This window comes from Staphylococcus sp. GDY8P119P (assembly GCF_017892075.1).
GTDB classification, from domain to species: Bacteria; Bacillota; Bacilli; order Staphylococcales; family Staphylococcaceae; genus Staphylococcus; species Staphylococcus ureilyticus.
Genome location: NZ_JAESKJ010000007.1, coordinates 21,342 through 39,399 on the forward strand (window position 1 = coordinate 21,342; position 18,058 = coordinate 39,399).

At 30.5% G+C, this 18,058-nt stretch carries 19 protein-coding genes and 1 riboswitch; of the genes, 5 read left to right on the plus strand and 14 right to left on the minus strand.

Going from position 1 to position 18,058, the window contains the following annotated elements:
- Positions 1 to 68: 68 nt before the first annotated feature.
- The 9 genes from nrdG to KA830_RS09700 form a co-directional block, all read right to left on the minus strand.
- Positions 69 to 602, minus strand: coding sequence for an anaerobic ribonucleoside-triphosphate reductase activating protein (gene nrdG / locus KA830_RS09660; RefSeq protein ID WP_046206953.1), 534 nt, complete (start codon positions 600 to 602; stop codon positions 69 to 71).
- Positions 599 to 2,449, minus strand: coding sequence for an anaerobic ribonucleoside-triphosphate reductase (gene nrdD, locus KA830_RS09665; protein ID WP_064209978.1), 1,851 nt, complete (start codon positions 2,447 to 2,449; stop codon positions 599 to 601). The genes nrdG and nrdD overlap by 4 nt, the downstream gene beginning before the upstream one ends.
- Positions 2,450 to 2,614: 165 nt before the next feature.
- Complete coding sequence (locus tag KA830_RS09670; protein ID WP_204180471.1) at positions 2,615 to 3,613, minus strand: HesA/MoeB/ThiF family protein; 999 nt, start codon at positions 3,611 to 3,613, stop codon at positions 2,615 to 2,617.
- Positions 3,613 to 4,380, minus strand: coding sequence for a thiazole synthase (locus tag KA830_RS09675; RefSeq protein WP_046206951.1), 768 nt, complete (start codon positions 4,378 to 4,380; stop codon positions 3,613 to 3,615). Before KA830_RS09675 ends, KA830_RS09670 begins: the two co-directional genes overlap by 1 nt.
- Position 4,381: 1 nt before the next feature.
- A complete protein-coding gene (gene thiS / locus KA830_RS09680) occupies positions 4,382 to 4,582 on the minus strand; it encodes a sulfur carrier protein ThiS (protein WP_204180472.1) in 201 nt (66 codons plus the stop codon).
- 39 nt (positions 4,583 to 4,621) lie between these two features.
- Positions 4,622 to 5,215, minus strand: coding sequence for a thiamine phosphate synthase (locus KA830_RS09685; protein ID WP_052722082.1), 594 nt, complete (start codon positions 5,213 to 5,215; stop codon positions 4,622 to 4,624).
- Between the two features lie 75 nt (positions 5,216 to 5,290).
- Positions 5,291 to 5,403, minus strand: a riboswitch (TPP riboswitch).
- Positions 5,404 to 5,558: 155 nt separating this feature from the next.
- Positions 5,559 to 7,046, minus strand: a complete 1,488-nt coding sequence (gene xylB / locus KA830_RS09690; protein WP_046206949.1) for a xylulokinase — start codon at positions 7,044 to 7,046, stop codon at positions 5,559 to 5,561.
- 339 nt (positions 7,047 to 7,385) lie between these two features.
- Complete coding sequence (locus tag KA830_RS09695) at positions 7,386 to 8,309, minus strand: AEC family transporter (protein ID WP_046206948.1); 924 nt, start codon at positions 8,307 to 8,309, stop codon at positions 7,386 to 7,388.
- Between the two features lie 285 nt (positions 8,310 to 8,594).
- Positions 8,595 to 8,765 (minus strand): hypothetical protein, encoded by a 171-nt coding sequence (locus KA830_RS09700; RefSeq protein WP_155390634.1) that lies wholly within the window; start codon positions 8,763 to 8,765, stop codon positions 8,595 to 8,597.
- A gap of 633 nt (positions 8,766 to 9,398) precedes the next feature.
- Here KA830_RS09700 and KA830_RS09705 point away from each other — a divergent pair.
- The gene (locus KA830_RS09705; RefSeq protein ID WP_064209976.1) at positions 9,399 to 10,220 is read left to right on the plus strand and encodes a helix-turn-helix domain-containing protein; all 822 of its coding nucleotides are present in this window, start codon (positions 9,399 to 9,401) and stop codon (positions 10,218 to 10,220) included.
- A gap of 49 nt (positions 10,221 to 10,269) precedes the next feature.
- Here the strand turns inward: KA830_RS09705 and KA830_RS09710 are convergent, their stop codons facing one another.
- From KA830_RS09710 to KA830_RS09725, 4 genes are all read right to left on the minus strand, one after another.
- Positions 10,270 to 10,836, minus strand: coding sequence for a DUF4064 domain-containing protein (locus KA830_RS09710; RefSeq protein ID WP_046206947.1), 567 nt, complete (start codon positions 10,834 to 10,836; stop codon positions 10,270 to 10,272).
- 121 nt (positions 10,837 to 10,957) lie between these two features.
- Entirely contained in the window at positions 10,958 to 11,410 is a 453-nt protein-coding gene (locus tag KA830_RS09715) for a MarR family winged helix-turn-helix transcriptional regulator (protein WP_046206946.1), read from the minus strand.
- A gap of 21 nt (positions 11,411 to 11,431) precedes the next feature.
- Complete coding sequence (locus tag KA830_RS09720) at positions 11,432 to 12,865, minus strand: YhgE/Pip domain-containing protein (protein ID WP_046206945.1); 1,434 nt, start codon at positions 12,863 to 12,865, stop codon at positions 11,432 to 11,434.
- Between the two features lie 264 nt (positions 12,866 to 13,129).
- Positions 13,130 to 13,603 (minus strand): peptide-methionine (S)-S-oxide reductase, encoded by a 474-nt coding sequence (locus KA830_RS09725; RefSeq protein ID WP_204179800.1) that lies wholly within the window; start codon positions 13,601 to 13,603, stop codon positions 13,130 to 13,132.
- Positions 13,604 to 13,738: 135 nt separating this feature from the next.
- Here KA830_RS09725 and KA830_RS09730 point away from each other — a divergent pair, with 135 nt between their 5' ends.
- The 4 genes from KA830_RS09730 (at position 13,739) to KA830_RS09740 (ending at position 16,772) form a co-directional block, all read left to right on the plus strand.
- Positions 13,739 to 13,957: a hypothetical protein gene (locus tag KA830_RS09730; RefSeq protein ID WP_046206943.1), complete on the plus strand. Its 219-nt coding sequence runs from the start codon at positions 13,739 to 13,741 to the stop codon at positions 13,955 to 13,957.
- A 289-nt stretch (positions 13,958 to 14,246) separates the two neighbouring features.
- On the plus strand, positions 14,247 to 15,194 hold the full coding sequence (gene trhO / locus KA830_RS09735) for an oxygen-dependent tRNA uridine(34) hydroxylase TrhO (protein ID WP_204179801.1): 948 nt from the start codon (positions 14,247 to 14,249) through the stop codon (positions 15,192 to 15,194).
- Positions 15,195 to 15,457: 263 nt separating this feature from the next.
- Positions 15,458 to 15,580 (plus strand): hypothetical protein, encoded by a 123-nt coding sequence (locus tag KA830_RS13805; RefSeq protein ID WP_256324342.1) that lies wholly within the window; start codon positions 15,458 to 15,460, stop codon positions 15,578 to 15,580.
- A gap of 274 nt (positions 15,581 to 15,854) precedes the next feature.
- Positions 15,855 to 16,772 carry an AEC family transporter gene (locus KA830_RS09740; protein ID WP_204179802.1) on the plus strand — a complete coding sequence of 306 codons (918 nt, stop codon included), beginning with the start codon at positions 15,855 to 15,857 and terminating at the stop codon, positions 16,770 to 16,772.
- 130 nt (positions 16,773 to 16,902) lie between these two features.
- Here KA830_RS09740 and KA830_RS09745 read toward each other — a convergent pair whose 3' ends face one another.
- Positions 16,903 to 17,742 (minus strand): YitT family protein, encoded by an 840-nt coding sequence (locus KA830_RS09745; protein ID WP_046206940.1) that lies wholly within the window; start codon positions 17,740 to 17,742, stop codon positions 16,903 to 16,905.
- Between the last annotated feature and the right edge of the window lie 316 nt (positions 17,743 to 18,058).

The following is an 18,058-nucleotide window of genomic DNA, read 5'->3' on the forward strand; positions in this document are numbered from 1 at the left end:
TGTAATTAACTTTATATCATATTAATAGCAATTCGCCTCAATTTCAGGACACAGATATAACCACAATGTTAAATTATATACTCATGGATTCTACCATCGACTAATGATTTTTGCACATCGATCACACGTTGATTTAATGAACCTTTATAAGGTAAATTGGGTTTATATAAGTGATGCATGAAAGGACCGTCGACGAGTACATCTATAATTTTCAATAATTCATTTCTCTGAGATTGATCATTCCTTAAGTATTCAAATAAAAATCCAGTCCATACCCATAAGGTTTTGCTATGACCAAAACGTTGTCTAAATGCATGAGCACAATTGAGTGTTATATCTAAGTTACAAAATGGTTCCCCACCTAAAATACTTAAACCTTCTATATAATCAGGTTCGCAATTTTCTAATATTTCATTTAAAGTTTCAATATTAAATTTCTCACCATACTTAAAATTTTGAGCTGCTTTGTTATAACAATTTAAACATGCAAATGGACACCCTGAAACATATAAACTACATCTCACGCCTTCGCCATCTACGAAACTTTGTGACTCTATTTTGGCAATGTAACCTTGTCCATTAATGATATTTAGTATTGTCATATCGACTGGTCTTTCATGTGTTTTACTCTTGCACAAATTTCTTTATGTCTACCTTCGATTGTAGGACGTTGCACTGGATTACCTAAATAGCCACATGTTCGTTTTACTACATCTACGGTTTTAGGGTCGCTATTTCCACATTCTGGACATTGATATCCTGATGCAGTTGTTTTAAAATCACCTTTAAAATCACATAAACGACAATGATCTATAGGAATATTTGTTCCTAGATAACTAACTTTGTCATATGAATAATCCCAAACCGCTTCTAATGCTTTAATGTTATGGTCTAATTTTGGATATTCACAATAATGTATGTAACCACCACTAGCATAAAATGGATAATCTTTCTCAAAATCTATCTTTTCAAATGGTGTAATATCTTTTCGCACATCGTAGTGGAACGAATTTTGATAATACCCCTTGCTTGTAATATCTAATATATCGCCGAATTTTTCTCTATCTAATCTGCAAAAACGATCTGTTAATGATTCACTTGGTGTACTATATATACTAAACCAAATGTCGTAGCGTTCAGTCCATTCCAATTGATAAACTTTCATAGCTTTTAAAATTTGTAAGGTGAAGGCTTTACCTCTTGCAGTTTTTTCCCACTCAGGGCCATAAAAAACAGTAGCTGCCTCATACAGACCAATATAACCTATCGATAACGTAGCACGTTTGTTTTTAAATAATGACATAACACTCTCTTCATCACTTAAACGATGTTTAAACGCACCATTTTTATATAAAATTGGAGCGTTATCAGGTGTAGCTTGTTCCATACGTTTAATGCGATAAACTAATGCGTCGTGCATAATTTGCATTCGTTCATGAAAGATTTCCCAAAACTTTTCCATATCACCATCTGATTCTATAGCTATTCTCGGCACATTAAGCGTTACTACACCTAAATTACATCTTCCATTATTTTCTGCTTCACCTTGCTCATTTTTCCATACTGGTAAAAAAGAACGACAACCCATTGGCGCTTTAAAATCACCTAAAATTTCTACAGTTTTATCATAATTTAATATATCTGGATACATTCTTTTTGTAGAACACTCTAATGCTAATTTTTTAATATCATAATTAGGGTCATCTTCACTAAAATTCACACCTTTTTTAATAGAAAAAACTAATTTAGGAAATATAGCTGTTATACGGTCTTTTCCAAGTCCTTTTATTCGTGTTTTCAATATCGCTTGTTGAATTTTTCTACTATATTCATCTATACCTAGACCAAAACCAAGAGTGACAAATGGCGTTTGTCCATTTGAAGTATAAAGTGTATTTATTTCGTATTCTAGACTTTCAATTGCGTCATTAATATCTTGGGTGATTTGATAATCAACATATGCATCAATATGTGTATCATCAACAAATTGTTGTGCCAATTTTCTATGTTTTGCTTCGTTATATTTTACGTAATCACTTAATAATTCGTCTACTCGATCAATGGTACAACCCCCGTATTGACTACTAGAGACGTTGGCAATAATTTGTACAAGCTGAGCAGAAGCTGTTTGAATTGATTTTGGCGATGTCACAGATGCATTGCCAATTCGAAATCCATGTTTCAACATATTTTTAGCATCAATTAAACAACAGTTAGTGAGTGGTTGAAATGGGTGATAATCTAAGTCATGGAAATGTATATCTCCACTTTTATGTGCTTCAGCTATATGTTTAGGTAATAAGTAATCCAAAGCATATGATTTAGATACAACACCTGCTGTTAAATCTCTCATTGTAGAAAAAGTGGCACTATCTTTATTAGCATTTTCGTTAATAACTGTTGGATCTTTTGTAATAAGTTTCGTTAAATTTTGTTCTAATTTATTCATTTTACCCCTTCTTTTCTATATATTGTATATAAACATAATTTATACCACAATATATAGTGTTTCAATGTTGAGAAGAGCTGTTAACAAATATGTCACAGATTTGTTACGATTTAAGAAACTTTAATTTTTATTCTAAAATTTTTGCTTTTGAGAAATGTAAATGTCCTATTTTATGCTTTTAGCAAAATGTGTATATAATGCTTGCGCCTGTCCTTCATCTTCCAAGCCATAAACATTCATACGACCATCTTTAAATAAAGTAATATCGATTTCGTTATAAGAAAGTAATTTAGCAAAGCTATTGGTCTTTTTAATTTTGGCAGGTAGGTAATGTGCATATTCAAAAATATTTTCATCGAAACGAAGCAAAAATGTATTGCCACATTGAGATTCTATGTTTGTATGTTGAGGTTGGTTCAGTAAATCATATCTCTGATGTACACAAATGCTACAATCGTCATTTTTAAGTTGGTTGATATTCACTGTATGGTACTGGATTGAAAAAGTATCTAGCGTTATTAATTTTTGAGAGAATCCAGATGCTGTTATCCAACGTAATAATTCTGAAACTTCCATGCTAGCTACTTGGTATATAACTGTAGGTAACACACCATTAATAGAACAACTTTCTGCAGATTCTGGCATCTTATCGAGCACACATTTTAAACATGGGCCTTTATAATCAATACCATAAACGGTACCTTGACTTCCGATTGCTGCCCCATAAATCCAAGGTATCGAAAATTTATGGCATACTTCGTTAATCAAGTATCTAATTTTAAAATGATCCATGCCATCCATGACGATATCAGGATTTGATTTTCTTAAAATGTGTTCAATGTTGGTGCAAGTTATTTCTTTGTATAATGTGTTGATTTTAATATTAGAATTTATATCTAACAAATGCTTTTTTAGTGCTTCCACTTTAGGCATCATCATTTGTGCATCGTTTTCAGTATAAGTGGCTTGTCTATGCAAATTTGATAATTCTACAATATCCATATCAATAATCGTAAGCTCGCCAATCCCCATACGTGTTAATATTTCTGCACAATGACTTCCTAACGCTCCTGCTCCTACAATCATCACATGTGTTTGCGCTAGTTTACGCTGGCCTTGTTCACCAAAATTTTTATAGCGTATTTGACGAGAATATCTTTCCATCATAAAAATCCGATGCCTTCTGTTGGACTTGAAGCTTGAGCTGTGTACTTAACTGGTATTCTCCCTGCTTGATAACTCATTCTTCCTGCTTGAATACCCAATTTCATGGCTTCTGCCATTTTCCCTGGATCTTTCGCACTAGAAATTGCTGTGTTTAATAAAATGGCGTCGGCCCCTAATTCCATAGCATGACATGCATCTTTTGGTGATCCAACCCCTGCATCCACAATTACGGGTACATTGGCGCGTTCAATAATATAACGTAGATTTAAAGGGTTGTTTATTCCTCTTCCTGTACCAATAGGTGAAGCTAGTGGCATAATCGCGTGTACTCCTAATTCTTCTAAACGCTTAGCAAGTACAACATCATTTGAAATGTAAGGACACACTGTATAACCTTTTTCTAGTAAAACCTTGCACGCCTCATATGTTTCTAGCGGATCAGGTAGTAAGGTTTCCTGATCACCTATCACTTCTACTTTAATCATGTCACAAAGATTGGCATGATTAGCAATTTCTGCAATTCTTATCGCTTCCTCAGCTGAAGTTGCTCCAGCAGTATTAGGAAAAGTAACAAAATTTGATAAGTCAACTTTTGCTAAAGGATTAGGAAATTTCTCATCATATAAGTTCATTCGACGTACTGCAAAAGTTAAAACCTCTGTTTCAGATGCATTTATTGCCTCTTTTTGAATGGCTTCTGTTTCAAATTTACCAGTACCTAATAACAATCTTGAATTAAATTCAAATTTTCCTATTTTAAACATCTTATCCGCCTCCTACAAATTCTAATAATTCTAAACAATCTTTATCATTAACGACATGATTCTGAAATTGGTTTTGCTTAATTAATTTTTTATTATGTTCAACAATCACTCTTTTTTCGTCTAAACCAAGTGTTTGCAATACCTCTTGTATATTTAAAGGATTTTCAAATGTGAAATTATCACCATTAATAATGCAATGCATCATGATTCATTCCTTTCTCGCTTATTGATTAGTAAATCATTAATTTTGTGTTGTTTCATAATGTAACCATGCTCTGTGTAACGCTTGTACTGTTTTTATTGAGTGATTAAAAATAGAAATACCTGCGATACCTTGAAATCCCTTAGGCAAATGAGGCATAGTTGTTAAATTAATGCCACCTAATGCGATTACGGGAATATCACTTTTCAATGCTTCATTGACCTCACTAAATGATCTAGGGGTTAACCCCTTTTTAGACTTTGTTTCAAATACGTGCCCATAAAGTACAAAATCTAAATTTAAATCTTCTGCATATTGAATTGCATGGCTACTGTGTGTAGACATACTTATTTTTATGTCTGAACAATGTTGTTTTAAAGCACGGATTTGCTCATCATTTTCTCTAAAATGTATGCGTGATAAGCCGCAAGATTGGAGTACACGATAATCACTGTGAATAATAATTTTATCTTTTGGAAAATGTTGTTGCTTTAGTTGGTTAATCCATTCAATCTTCTCAGAAGTACACATCGGTGACCTGACGATGAGATAATCAATATAAGGTTCAACTTCACAATAATTCGCGCTATCTTTCTTGGTTAATTTATGATAATTGGTAATCGCAATAATCACTATAATCACTCCTAAAAATAAAAAAACGTTACTTTTCCAAATAGGAAAAATAACGTTAATATGAACGGACTAATACGGTTTATAACGCCACTTTTCCTACGCCAGTACAAACTGGATCAGGTTCAAGGAATTCTAGCGTATCACGCTCGTCTCAGCCTTTTGTCATAAAGGCACTTCCAGTGGTCTAAACTTATCTCTATTTAATTGATATGCATTTTATGTTTATTTCATATTTAATTTAACGTAAAAACTGTATTTTTTCAACCGTCTATATTTTTTAAGCTTTTTATTTTCCAGGAAATATCATAAGAAATAGCGACATAATTGCACCGATATTATAATTTTATTGCGATAACTTTAATAATTCTTTTGTTATTTTTTTGGTATCACCATAGATTTTTTTATATATTGCAAAATACTGCTTATATTGCATATGGTTTTCTATACATGGTTCAAATACTTTATCATATTGTATAAATTGTCTTACCATCTCAGCGGTATCATGAAACCACCCTACACCTTTTGCTGCTATCATCGCTGCACCCATACTTGGTCCCTCTTCATGCTTTAATTTATATACTTTAGCGTTGAAGATATCAGCTTGTAATTGAAGCCAAAAATCACTTTTAGCTCCACCACCAATAGAAGTCATTTCTTTAATTTTTTTATCATTTTCACGTAAATAATAGATAGATTCATATAATGCAAAAGTAATACCTTCAATAACCGCGCGAGCCATATCTTTAATCGAATGCATACGGCTTAAGCCAATAAAACTTCCTCTAATTTGACTATCCCCATGAGGTGTACGTTCTCCTGATAAATATGGTGCATATATTAAACCATTACTCCCTATAGAAGACTGTTTTGCTTCATCCAAAATTTGACTATAAGTTAAATTTGGAGCGATGTTTTTTTGAAACCATTTCAAACTATCTCCTGCAGCTAATATTACTCCCATCGCATAAGATTTTTCAGGGAGTACATGATTAAAATGATGTATATTGTGATAATAAGTACCCGTATGCTCAGAATCACACGCTAGTATCACTCCAGAAGTGCCGATACTGCATAATGTATCGCCATCGTTAATAACACCTGCACCTAATGCACCACAGGCATTATCTCCACCCCCAGCAAATACTGCCACATCATCACCCATACCTAATTCATCTGCGATTGAAGTATTGATGTATCCTACAAATTTTTGTGATTCAATTAAATTGGGACATAGTTGATATACACCATAATACTCACAAATTTTTTTATTCCAACACTTATATGCTATATCCATTAACAACGTGCTTGAGCCATCAGAATACTCCATATTTATCGTATCTGTGAATTTAAATCTCACATAATCTTTAGGCAATAAGAACACATTTGCTTTGGACCAAATCAATGGTTCGTTTTCTTTTACCCATAACAACTTAGTTAATGTAAATCCTTCTAACACAGGATTATCCATTACATATTCACCAAATTGCTGTTTTATTTGTTCGCATTGAAAAGTGGATCTTGTATCATTCCATAAAATGGCATTTCTAAGTGGTTGAAATTGATGATCAAGCAGTACTAAACTGTGCATTTGGCCAGAAAATGAAATACCTTTGATCTTCATATTTGCTAACTTTACAGAATTTAATAAGTACTTAATGCAATCTTTAGAAGCTTTAAACCAGTCATCTGGATTTTGTTCACTAAAACCTGTTTGTTGATTAATAACATCGATGGGTTCGCTGACGCTATCTAAAACGTCACCTCTTTTATTAATAGCAATGGCTTTAACAGAACTTGTACCGATATCTATGCCTAATACAATCTCTTTCACATATACCATCCTTCAATTTATAGTTATTTTCAAACTATTTATTTTAAATGTCGTTCACGCTATATTTATAGCACAATAAATTTGAAAATAAAAATTATTTTTACAAACAAAATATTTTCGATTCAATTTTTATACAATAGACAAACAAGGATATTACATGGTTTAAGTTTGATATAGCAAGAAAAGTGGCATTAAAATTTTCAGCACTTTAAATACATCAGTGATTTTTTAATTCATAAAAATTTGCTAAAAACTGAAATAAAAAACGCCAAGATTTAATTTTTATATCTCAGCGCTTAAACGTATTGGTAATGATAATTCATATAACTTTTTATTTATCTAAAATAATAATTTAGAAGCATAAATAACAATTACCACAGTAATTGAACTTAATAAAGTTGATAAAAAGACAAGTTCTGCTGCAAGTTCAGGATGATTGTCATACTCTTGCGCTATCACAGAACTATTTACTGATGTTGGCATTGCTGAAGCGATAAAAAGTGTTTGTGCAATCACTCCTTCAATACCCATGATTTTTATAATGATTAATGCGATAGCTGGTCCAATGACTAAACGTACAAATATAAAAATATATGATAGTGACCACTTGAAAGTAAAGTTTATATTCGCAATTTGTGCTCCTAGCATGATTAAAGCAATTGCAATCATCGCATCTGCCACATAATTAGCTGGCGTCCAAATAAATTCCGGTATGGGGATATCCGCATAATTTAAAATAATTGCAAGTAACAAAGCGTATAGCACTGGCATTTTAAAATACCCTAACATCGCTTTTAACTTTCCAATTTGTGCAGACTGTATTGCAAAAATGCCATACGAAAAAGTGAAAATATTTTGTAATGATAAAACGATGACTTGAACAGACATCGCGAGTGGATCTCCCTTAAACACTAAGTCATTAACTGGTACGCCATAATTTCCAGAATTAAAAAATAATACACTATTGGTTAACGTCGTAGCTTCCCCTTTATCCCTCTTGTTTATTAAAGTTAAAGCTTTGCCCACGATATATAAACAAATTATGTATATTATAAAGAAAACTACAATATATAATAATAAATGTAATTCAAAATTTGTCTTATAAAACTTTACAAAAATAAATCCTGGTACAAACACATATATATTTAATTTCGCTAAAGTTTTTAAATCTAGTGTGAACTTTTTCTGTAAGATAAATCCCAATACAATCATTATGAAAATAGGTAATAATACACTTTGTAATATATATATCATTTCACTCATTATATAACACTTCCTTGTAAGAAAATTTAACACTAGACATATTTCATTTGTGTTTAAGTTAAATTTAGATATCTGACCATTAAAATTATGTCGTTGATATACTTTGAAAATATAAAAATTAGGAGTGAAATAAAAATTGATAAATTAGAAATCAATTTTATATTTCAACTCCTATATCGTATCAATAAAATGCTAAACTTTGCTTTGTTCATACTATTTTAATATGTGCATGATTTAATGGAGCACTTTACTATTTAAAGAGGTTTATAACAATAAAATAATGAATTATTCATCTTTACGGTTATCCTCATTGCTATTAGTCGTATTATTTATGTGCTTTTGATCATCGTTATTATTTTCTTGCTCTCTTTTGTTTCGTTTTTTTTCTTCCAAAATTGACATAACTATAAAGCCAATAACCAATAGCGGTGTAAGTATACCAATCATCATCATCATTTAGCTCACCTCATTCGTTAATTTCAATTTAATGTCTATATTAACCTTTACTATCAATTTACATGTTTTTATTATCTTCCTCAATAGAACAACTTATTTTATTGCATTTTAATTTAGTTTAATAACAATCCAATTTATGCTACTTGATTTGATATTACCCCAATTTGTTTACAGCATTCTATTTTTTGGACGCTAAACTCACTAAAATGCTACTTTTATGATTCTCATTTTATGGAAATCAATACCCTATGACATCTTGCTAATTAGCTGGAATACTGACTTAATACAACGCTGAAAATATTTTCAATTATTCAGTACTTCAAAATTATTCACGAATTGTTCGAATTTATCACTATTTTTACGCTCAATAATAGAATATATTATAAACAGATGTAAAAATTATCCATTTTTTTAGTTTTAGAATTTTATTTTATTATAATTACGCAACATTAATTGACGTATTAATTTTAAAAAGAGTACTATTTAAATAAATGAAATTAAATTTAAGTATATCTACATTTCCAAAACAAATTTATTGCTCTCACTCCCAATACCTTAATACTTAATCTGATTCTCATTTTACATAAATTGATGCTAACTTTTCTAGCAACATTTAAGGAATGGAGGGTTTCAATGGATTATAATCACATCATTTATGATGAAGGTGATCAATTAGAACATTTAAATACACCTAACTTTTCCAATATATATTTGGTTATTTCAGGTATGATTCATTTCCAAAAAGTAAAATCAAATTTTATATTTCATCGAGGCGATGTATTTGTGGTATACGATTTCGAAGAAAATCTCATTGTACATCGAGAAGGTATGCTTGCTTGTATTTCAGTAAATAATTTAAGTTATCATCGTTTCACCTTAATCAATCGAGAAAATCTTCTAGAAAAATATAAATTAAGTAAGTTGATTACCGAAACTTATATTACAACTTTAAAAAATATTTTAGAAAATAATTTATTTAATGGAGACATCGGAGTTATTAAATTAATTAATTACCTCAATTCATCTCAAGCAAATATATATGGTCAGTTGACTTACTCGAATAAATTAATTAAAAACGTTGTAGAATATATTAACCAACATTACAAGCAACCATTAACGCTTAATTTACTAGCTAAAACATTTTACGTAAATAGTAGTTATTTATCTAGAGAATTTTCAAAAAAAATGAATATTTCATTAATCAAATACATTAAAAAAGTTAAAATCTATAGTTTATCTAGGGATTTATTAACAAATGGCAATAGCGAATCAATTTGGGTAGATTATGGGTTCCGTTCATACAATACTTATTTGAGAGATTTCAAAAATGTGATGCATATGACACCAAAAGATTTTATAAAACAACATAATTCTAAAAATACAAATACGAAGATAGAACCACATCAATTATATAACCAACTCCAATTAATTTTAGATACAATCAAATCTGAATAATATATAAAAAATCCAAGTTTACCTATCAAAGGCAAACTTGGATTAAAAATTAATATTTATATTTATTATCCTCGTCAGTATCGGAATAATTTTCTTTGATTTTTTCTTGTTCGTTCTCTTTTTGATTTTCAGATAATACATATGAGTTATTATGTTCATTTACTTGTGACCCATCTTTGATAAAGGGATTAGCATCATCTTCTTCATCTCTGCTATAAATAGGTTTTTGAGGTTTTCTTACTAGCAACATGATACCGGCTACTAACCATAAAATGGCAGTAATCCAGTTACCGATTAATGAAATAACACCCACAATGATTAATAAAATGCCGGCAGCTTTGGCTTTTTTACCAATTAACACTGCACCAATAATCGCCACTATAAGTAGCACAATAGATAATACTAGTCCTGCAGTTACCAAGGCACTTAACATATTAATAACCGCTTCTCCATTTTCATATGTGATTGAACTATCATCTTCCATCATTGCTTGTATCATTGCATTTTTATTGTCACCATTTCCAATTAATGGTAAGAATATTGCCAGAACAATTACACCTAATAGCTGTAAACCAATACCAATCCAGGCAAGTATACGTTCAGCTGTTCTTTTCATTATGTTTCACCCCTAATCAAAAATTTATGTTTTTCAGTTAGTATACGCTTGAAATTATATCATTTAGTATACTAATCCTGTAGCTACAAGTCCATGTATAACTCATTTAATTGCTTAGTAATTATTTACTTTTTCTAAACGCTTCATCGATTCGTTCCAATTGATTTACAAAATCTTCTATTTCTTCAAGTGAAAATTGGTTACCTAAGCGATTTTTCACTGATTCACTCATTGCTGAAGTCGCTTGTTTTAAGAAACTTTCACCTTCTAAACTTAATTGGACTAATTTAATTCTTTTATTGTTTGAGTGTGCCCTTTGCACATAACCCATTTCTTCAAGTTTACCGATTCTTTTTGAAGCAGCTGTTTTAAATATATTTTGTAGCCCAGCTAACTCATTAATCGTAACTTGACCTTTTGTTTGAATAATTCTCATCGCTTCAATTTGTTCTCTTGAAAGTAGGTTTGTGAGAGATGATTCATTCACCATTTCAATAATTTCTTTGTTTAAATACAGCATCACGATTTGAAATTTGGTTATCGCTTTCTCAATCGATGCATCTACATCATTCATCACTTTATCCCCCTTTATAAGTTACTTGAATTCGATAGAAAGTGGTAATTTTTCACGTTTATTAAACCATAATAAAACTAAATATTGTAAAATCATCATTACGATAATGATTCCGATAAGTAGAGCTACAACAAATCCAAAGTCGAAGTGACCTGCATTAGTGAATATTGCTTCTCTATATCCTTGAATAGCATAGGACATTGGTGAAAATGGATGTATCCATCTATAGAACGTTGCAGAAAGCTCTATTGGGAACATACCTTCACTTGCACTCAATTGTAAGATTAAAAGAATCATTGATATAAAGAGTCCTATTCTATCTAAGAATAATGTTAGGAATGATGTGATTGTAATTGCTGCAATAGCCCATAATAACCCTACTAATATAAATTTCCAGACATTACCAACTGACATATTAAATACAAATAATACCCAACTACTCATGAACAATGCAGATAACGCACCTTGAACAATATATAACGCAAATTTTCCTAAAGTTTGTCTTATTGAAGTTGTAGATTTATCAATCGTTTTTCTCAATGGATAAATCGCACTAAACGATAGCGCACCAACAAATAAACTTACACTTGCCATATAAGGAACAATTGTTGCACCATATTCATCAGCATTCGTCGGATTATTTTCTTTTACTTTAGTAACATCATTAAGCGCTTTTTCATTTTCGGATTCAAATGAAACATTGTTTTGCTGACTCACTGCGTCGTCTATTTTTGATTTTAATTCGTCATTATTAGCCTGAAGCTCTTTCAACCCATCTGTTACTTGCTGATTTCCTGATAATAACTTTTGAGCTGGTTGACCTACCATCGGCGCCATTTGTTGAATACCATCTGTCACTTCTTGATTACCATCAATAAGTTGTGTTTCTGCATCAGACATTTGCCCTAATGCATCAGATGTATCTTGATAACCTGATTGTGATTTTTTAGCACTAGCGAATAATTCATTCAAATAATTTGATCTAATATTATCTTTTATAGATTCAGTCACTGTATTGATAGCTGAATTTGCAGATTGACTGCCCGTATAGCTAGAGCCTGGGTTCACCTTAGTTTCCAGATTTATTTTTTTAGGATTTTCATCTAAAATTGTCGTTGCATTGGATGAAGCATTCTTGGGAACGATAATTGTTCCTACACTTTCACCTCTATTCAATTGCTTATCTGCTTCTTTTTCAGAAACAACTTGAAAATCAAACTTATCATTATCTTTTAATTTGTCTACTAAATCATCACCGATAGTAATATCTTTATTATTAAGCGTTGCTTTTTCATCATGGTTGACAACAGATATTTTTAGATTTTCTGTCTTGTCGTATGGATCCCACATTGAACCAACAAACAAAGCTACATATAGCAATGAAATAAGCGATATAGCAATTAAAGAGACCACTAACATTTTATTTTTAAAAATAAATTTAAATTCATTCAACATTTTCCAACTACCTTCCTTTAATCGTACATCCCGTGTACTATAAGATAAAAAAAGACTAAAACAAAAATATTTGTCTTAGTATAATGCGTATGACTAAGTATTTAAAGGGATGAAAATACATTAGTACACCCCATGTACTTTTAGTATATTACGCGCCTTAAATTTAAATGTCAAACCCTTTTTTCAAAAATTTTATGGTTATTTTTTATGAAAATGTTTTCAAAATATACAAAGAAGTTTTACTTTAAAATCTATATTGTTTCATCACTTTTTATACTTATTAATAAGTCCTTTAGGTATATGACAGTAGTCATTTGGAAATTTTGATAATCTGTCTTGATGTGCTTCTGCACTTTTAACATAATTCGTCAGTGGCAATACCTCTGTGGCTATATGATGATGATCTTCAATTGCATCTATGTATGCCTGTGCTTCTTTTAAATGTTTTGCGTCTTCACTATATAAGCCAGTTCTATATTTTAATCCTATATCTTGACCTTGTTGATTTACACTATAAGGGTCAATAATTTCAAAAAGATACCCCATTAAATCAGAAACAGATACTTTTTCCGGTTCAAAACTCGTTTTAATTACTTCTACATAACCATCATATTCTCCATCAAGTGTATGCGTAATACCATTTGCCCTACCAGCTTCTGTTTGAATGACACCTGGTAATGTCTTAACGAATGCCTGAACACCCCAAAGGCATCCACCTGCTAAATATACAGTTTCCATTCTATCCTCTCCTGCTTTATTTCATTGATTAATAAAAGTATAGCCACCTCAAGCATATGATGCAAACGCCTATATATTGATGGTTTATTTTTTGTTAATAGGGAAAAATTATAATAGAGAATAAGGAGGTATAACATGCCTAAAGTTAAAGAAAGATTATTAGAAGATATTGAAGAAAAGCCTTCAAGAGCTGACAGTGATTTTAATTCAGAGAAAGAAATGCAACAAAATGCTTTTGAACGATTAGGCAAAGATGTAGTGATTATAGAAACACTTTCTATTATGAATATTATCTTTGCTATCAGTACAATTAGTTTAGTAGTTGCACTTATCTTTACAAATAAAAATAAGTAAATTTATATACATGTTCTTTTCATTGATAATAAATTTGAAAAGAACATGTTTTTTATCATAATTCAAATGCTCTTCAAAAAATTTTTGACAATATTTAGTTTTACAAAATTTTTAAATTGAATATTGTTCCTTTTTTGTTACAATATAGTGAGGAGAATTTCGTCCTTTTATAAAAGCATATAGCAAACATTCATAATATCATTATGAATGATAGCCGCACGACATCACTAAACTATTAATTTTATATAAAACTATTATAAACAGAAATAAATTAGAGGAGAATAGAATTATGGATTACAGAGTATTATTGTATTATAAATATACAACGATTGAAGACCCAGAAACATTTGCTACAGAGCATTTAGATTTTTGTAAAGATTTGGAGCTTAAAGGACGTATCTTAGTATCAACTGAAGGTATTAATGGTACTGTATCAGGAACAGTTGAAGCAACAGAAAAATATATGAACGCATTACAATCAGATGAAAGATTCAAAGGAATTACTTTCAAAATTGATGAAGCAGATGGTCACGCGTTTAAAAAAATGCACGTGCGTCCTAGAAAAGAAATTGTAGCATTAGATTTAGAGCAAGATATTAACCCTAAAGAACTTACTGGTAATTATTTATCACCTAAAGAATTTAAAGAAGCATTATTTGATGATGACACAATTGTTATCGATGCGCGTAATGATTATGAATATGATTTAGGACATTTCCGTGGTGCGATTCGACCTAATATTACTCGTTTTAGAGATTTACCAGACTGGATTAAAGAAAATAAAGATCAATTTATGGATAAAAAAATCGTCACTTATTGTACTGGCGGTATTCGCTGTGAGAAATTCTCCGGTTATCTATTAAGAGAAGGTTTTAAAGACGTAAGCCAACTTGAAGGTGGTATCGCCACTTATGGAAAAGATCCAGAAACAAAAGGTGAGTATTGGGACGGCAAAATGTACGTATTTGACGAACGTATCAGTGTAGATGTCAATCAAGTTGAAAAAACTGTTGTAGGTAAGGAATGGTTTGATGGGACACCTTGTGAACGTTACATCAATTGCTCTAATCCTGAATGTAACCGTCAAATTTTAGTATCTGAAGAAAATGAAGCACGTTATTTAGGCGCTTGTTGCCATGAATGTGCTGAACACGAAAATAATCGCTATGTTAAAAAACATGGTATTAGTGATGAAGAAAAAGCAAAACGCCTAGAAAACTTTAAACAACTTGTCTAGTAAATGATGCTTTGAAACACTGTATGAACATATGATAATGTCATACAAAATATTAGACATATCTATCAAGTTAATTAAAAAATAGTCTGGGACATAAAGTTCTTGGACAAGTGAAAAAGGCAATTTCTATATTATTTCAATAGAAATTGCCTTTTTCAATACTGTTTTAATTATAGTTAGCTCATTGAGTTACTACTTGGATTGATATAGTGTCTTATTTTTTAAAGTATTTAACGTAAAAGTACATATGAATACATTGTATTTTGGCGAGACGTTTGCTGGAACAAGACAATCTGAAGACGAGACAGACTGAATCTGTCCCTAAGAAATCGAGCCAACAATATGCTGCAGTATTGAATAATCAAAGAAACACTCAGATGGATTGAATTAAATCATATGAGTGTTATTTTTCTAGGGTTTATGTTTCAGTACCTTGTCTTTTTAAAATTACTTTTTTTACATAATTAGCTACCGCACGCTTTATATTTATTGAGATTTTTACATTTCACTTACTATTTGAGCAACATAATGATAACCTTTACTTATCAATTCTAATTATTAAGATTTATTTTACTTATAATAAATATGTGCTAACGTAAAAGTAAATGAATATTGCATTATTTTTCATCACATAAAATATTTAGAGATAGAAGGTTGCTTATGTTTATTTTTATTCTTTCAGAAGTTATTTTGCCTATTTTACTTCTGATATTGTTGGGTTTAATACTTCAAATAAAATTTTCTTTTAATCTTAAACACTTTTCCACTTTAATAACATACTGCTTAATGCCGGCATCAGTATTTGTAAACATTTACCAAATTAACATTGATATACCTTTATTACTAAACATAATATATTATATTATCATTTTCAGCGTTATTTTAATTTTACTTGGCAATTTAATTTCTAAATGTCTACATTTAGAAAAAGGAGAAAGTGCTGCTCTAAAAAATAGTATTTCGTTAATGAATTCAGGAAATTACGGGTTACCAGTCAGTCAACTCGTATTTAGTCATAATCCAATCGGTGTCTCAGTCCAAATTTTCATTTTAGTATTTCAAAATTTACTCACATATTCTTATGGTATGTATAATCTATTATCAGCTAGTAAATCAATGGCAGATATCACACGCGGATTTTTACGTCTACCAGTTTTTCATGCACTTCTGCTAGGAATTATCTGCCAAGTTTTTACTGTTAAGCTTCCCAAAACGATTTTAATTCCCCTCGATCAACTCTCTGATGGATTTGTAGCTATAGCACTGATTTTGTTAGGAGCACAACTTGCCAGAATTAAAATCAACTTTTTCCATCGCGTTATTTCATGGTCACTTATTGGTCGTTTAATAATAAGTCCAATACTTTCTTTAGCAGTTATCTATTTATTAAGTTTAGACGGTGTTGTCGCACAATCACTTTTTATTGCTAGTTCTTTTCCTACTTCAAGAAATACTTCTACGATTGCCATGGAATATCAAATTGAACCGGAATTACATGCACAAATTGTATTATTTTCTACATTATTTAGTATTTTTACAGTTACCACTGTTATCTTTTTATCTCGTATCTTATTTTAAAAATTGGTAATGATAACATATTTATCCCATAACAAATGCGCATATAAAAATACCAGCCATCCAATATATAAATGAAAGACTGGTATTTTCAAATTTTTGTAGTTAATTTGAAGATATTGCTTTTCTATGCTTATTGTAATTTCATAAACCCATTTCCTAGGACATCTCGTACATCATGGATTACTAAAAAGGCATTTTCATCATGACGATTTACAATTTTTTTAATTCTAGCTAACTGATTTTGAGGAACGACTACGTAAAGTACATTCGTCTCTTTTTGTTGATATCCTCCTACACCATTTAGCAGTGTTGAGCCACGACCTGTTTCTTCATTAATTTGTTTACTAATGTCTGCATTAAAATCTGAAATAATAGTAATCGCTTTTTTAGGATTAAATCCTTCTATTACAAAAGACATGCTTTTTTCAACGATAAACAACATGACAATAGTATAAAGTACATTTTGTATAGGTAAGACAAGTAAGAATGATAAAACTATCAATGAATCAAGTATAAATAATGCTTGTGACGTTTTAATTTCGCTGTATTTGTTTATAATTTTTGCAATAACTGAAGTACCGCCCAATGTACTACGGGCAGATATCACAAATCCTGTACCGATACCAATGAGCACGCCTGAAAAAATAGTATTGATAAAATCAGACTCTAAATTTAAATTAAAAGATTCAGTAATACCCAAGAAGAATGAACTTGCAACCACAGTAATCAAAGTATAAAGTGCAGTTGTTTTACTTAGATATTTCCAACCAACACCAATTAATATGATGTTAATGATAAGTGTCGTCAACGCTGGAGAAAGACCTAAAGTATATTTTAGATTCAAAGAAATACCGACTGTACCACCTTCTCCTAAATTTGAAGCTAAAACAAAAGAATTGACGCCTATTGCAATTAAAAAAGTACCTAAAAGACAAAAACAAATATTTTTCAGATGAATTTTATATACCATTGAACCAACACCTCTTTCTATAGATTAATCTATTTTTTGAACAACCATTTTCTTAACTATACTTCGTCCATTTTGCTTTCAACACAAAAAGAAACTTTTCAGCAATAGCTAAAAAGTTTCAGAATTACAATTTCAAATTATAATTTTTTTAATACAGAAAACATAATAATAAAAATACGTATGTTTTTCAATGTATGCGGGTTATGTTGAATTATAAGTATATAATGTTTACTTCAATTTATTATAAGCTGTTTAATATTATGCTCTAATTTAATCATTTTCATGTTCCGCTAAAAAATGAAAAATCCCTAGATTC

What these genes read in the sequence shown, in the direction of transcription:
- nrdG (WP_046206953.1), bottom strand. Translation starts at nt 602, where the DNA reads ATGACAATACTAAATATCATTAATGGACAAGGTTACATTGCCAAAATA.
- nrdD (WP_064209978.1), bottom strand. Translation starts at nt 2,449, where the DNA reads ATGAATAAATTAGAACAAAATTTAACGAAACTTATTACAAAAGATCCA.
- KA830_RS09670 (WP_204180471.1), bottom strand. Translation starts at nt 3,613, where the DNA reads ATGGAAAGATATTCTCGTCAAATACGCTATAAAAATTTTGGTGAACAA.
- KA830_RS09675 (WP_046206951.1), bottom strand. Translation starts at nt 4,380, where the DNA reads ATGTTTAAAATAGGAAAATTTGAATTTAATTCAAGATTGTTATTAGGT.
- thiS (WP_204180472.1), bottom strand. Translation starts at nt 4,582, where the DNA reads ATGCATTGCATTATTAATGGTGATAATTTCACATTTGAAAATCCTTTA.
- KA830_RS09695 (WP_046206948.1), bottom strand. Translation starts at nt 8,309, where the DNA reads ATGAGTGAAATGATATATATATTACAAAGTGTATTATTACCTATTTTC.
- KA830_RS09700 (WP_155390634.1), bottom strand. Translation starts at nt 8,765, where the DNA reads ATGATGATGATGATTGGTATACTTACACCGCTATTGGTTATTGGCTTT.
- KA830_RS09705 (WP_064209976.1), top strand. Translation starts at nt 9,399, where the DNA reads ATGGATTATAATCACATCATTTATGATGAAGGTGATCAATTAGAACAT.
- KA830_RS09710 (WP_046206947.1), bottom strand. Translation starts at nt 10,836, where the DNA reads ATGAAAAGAACAGCTGAACGTATACTTGCCTGGATTGGTATTGGTTTA.
- KA830_RS09715 (WP_046206946.1), bottom strand. Translation starts at nt 11,410, where the DNA reads ATGAATGATGTAGATGCATCGATTGAGAAAGCGATAACCAAATTTCAA.
- KA830_RS09720 (WP_046206945.1), bottom strand. Translation starts at nt 12,865, where the DNA reads ATGTTGAATGAATTTAAATTTATTTTTAAAAATAAAATGTTAGTGGTC.
- KA830_RS09725 (WP_204179800.1), bottom strand. Translation starts at nt 13,603, where the DNA reads ATGGAAACTGTATATTTAGCAGGTGGATGCCTTTGGGGTGTTCAGGCA.
- KA830_RS09730 (WP_046206943.1), top strand. Translation starts at nt 13,739, where the DNA reads ATGCCTAAAGTTAAAGAAAGATTATTAGAAGATATTGAAGAAAAGCCT.
- trhO (WP_204179801.1), top strand. Translation starts at nt 14,247, where the DNA reads ATGGATTACAGAGTATTATTGTATTATAAATATACAACGATTGAAGAC.
- KA830_RS09740 (WP_204179802.1), top strand. Translation starts at nt 15,855, where the DNA reads ATGTTTATTTTTATTCTTTCAGAAGTTATTTTGCCTATTTTACTTCTG.
- KA830_RS09745 (WP_046206940.1), bottom strand. Translation starts at nt 17,742, where the DNA reads ATGGTATATAAAATTCATCTGAAAAATATTTGTTTTTGTCTTTTAGGT.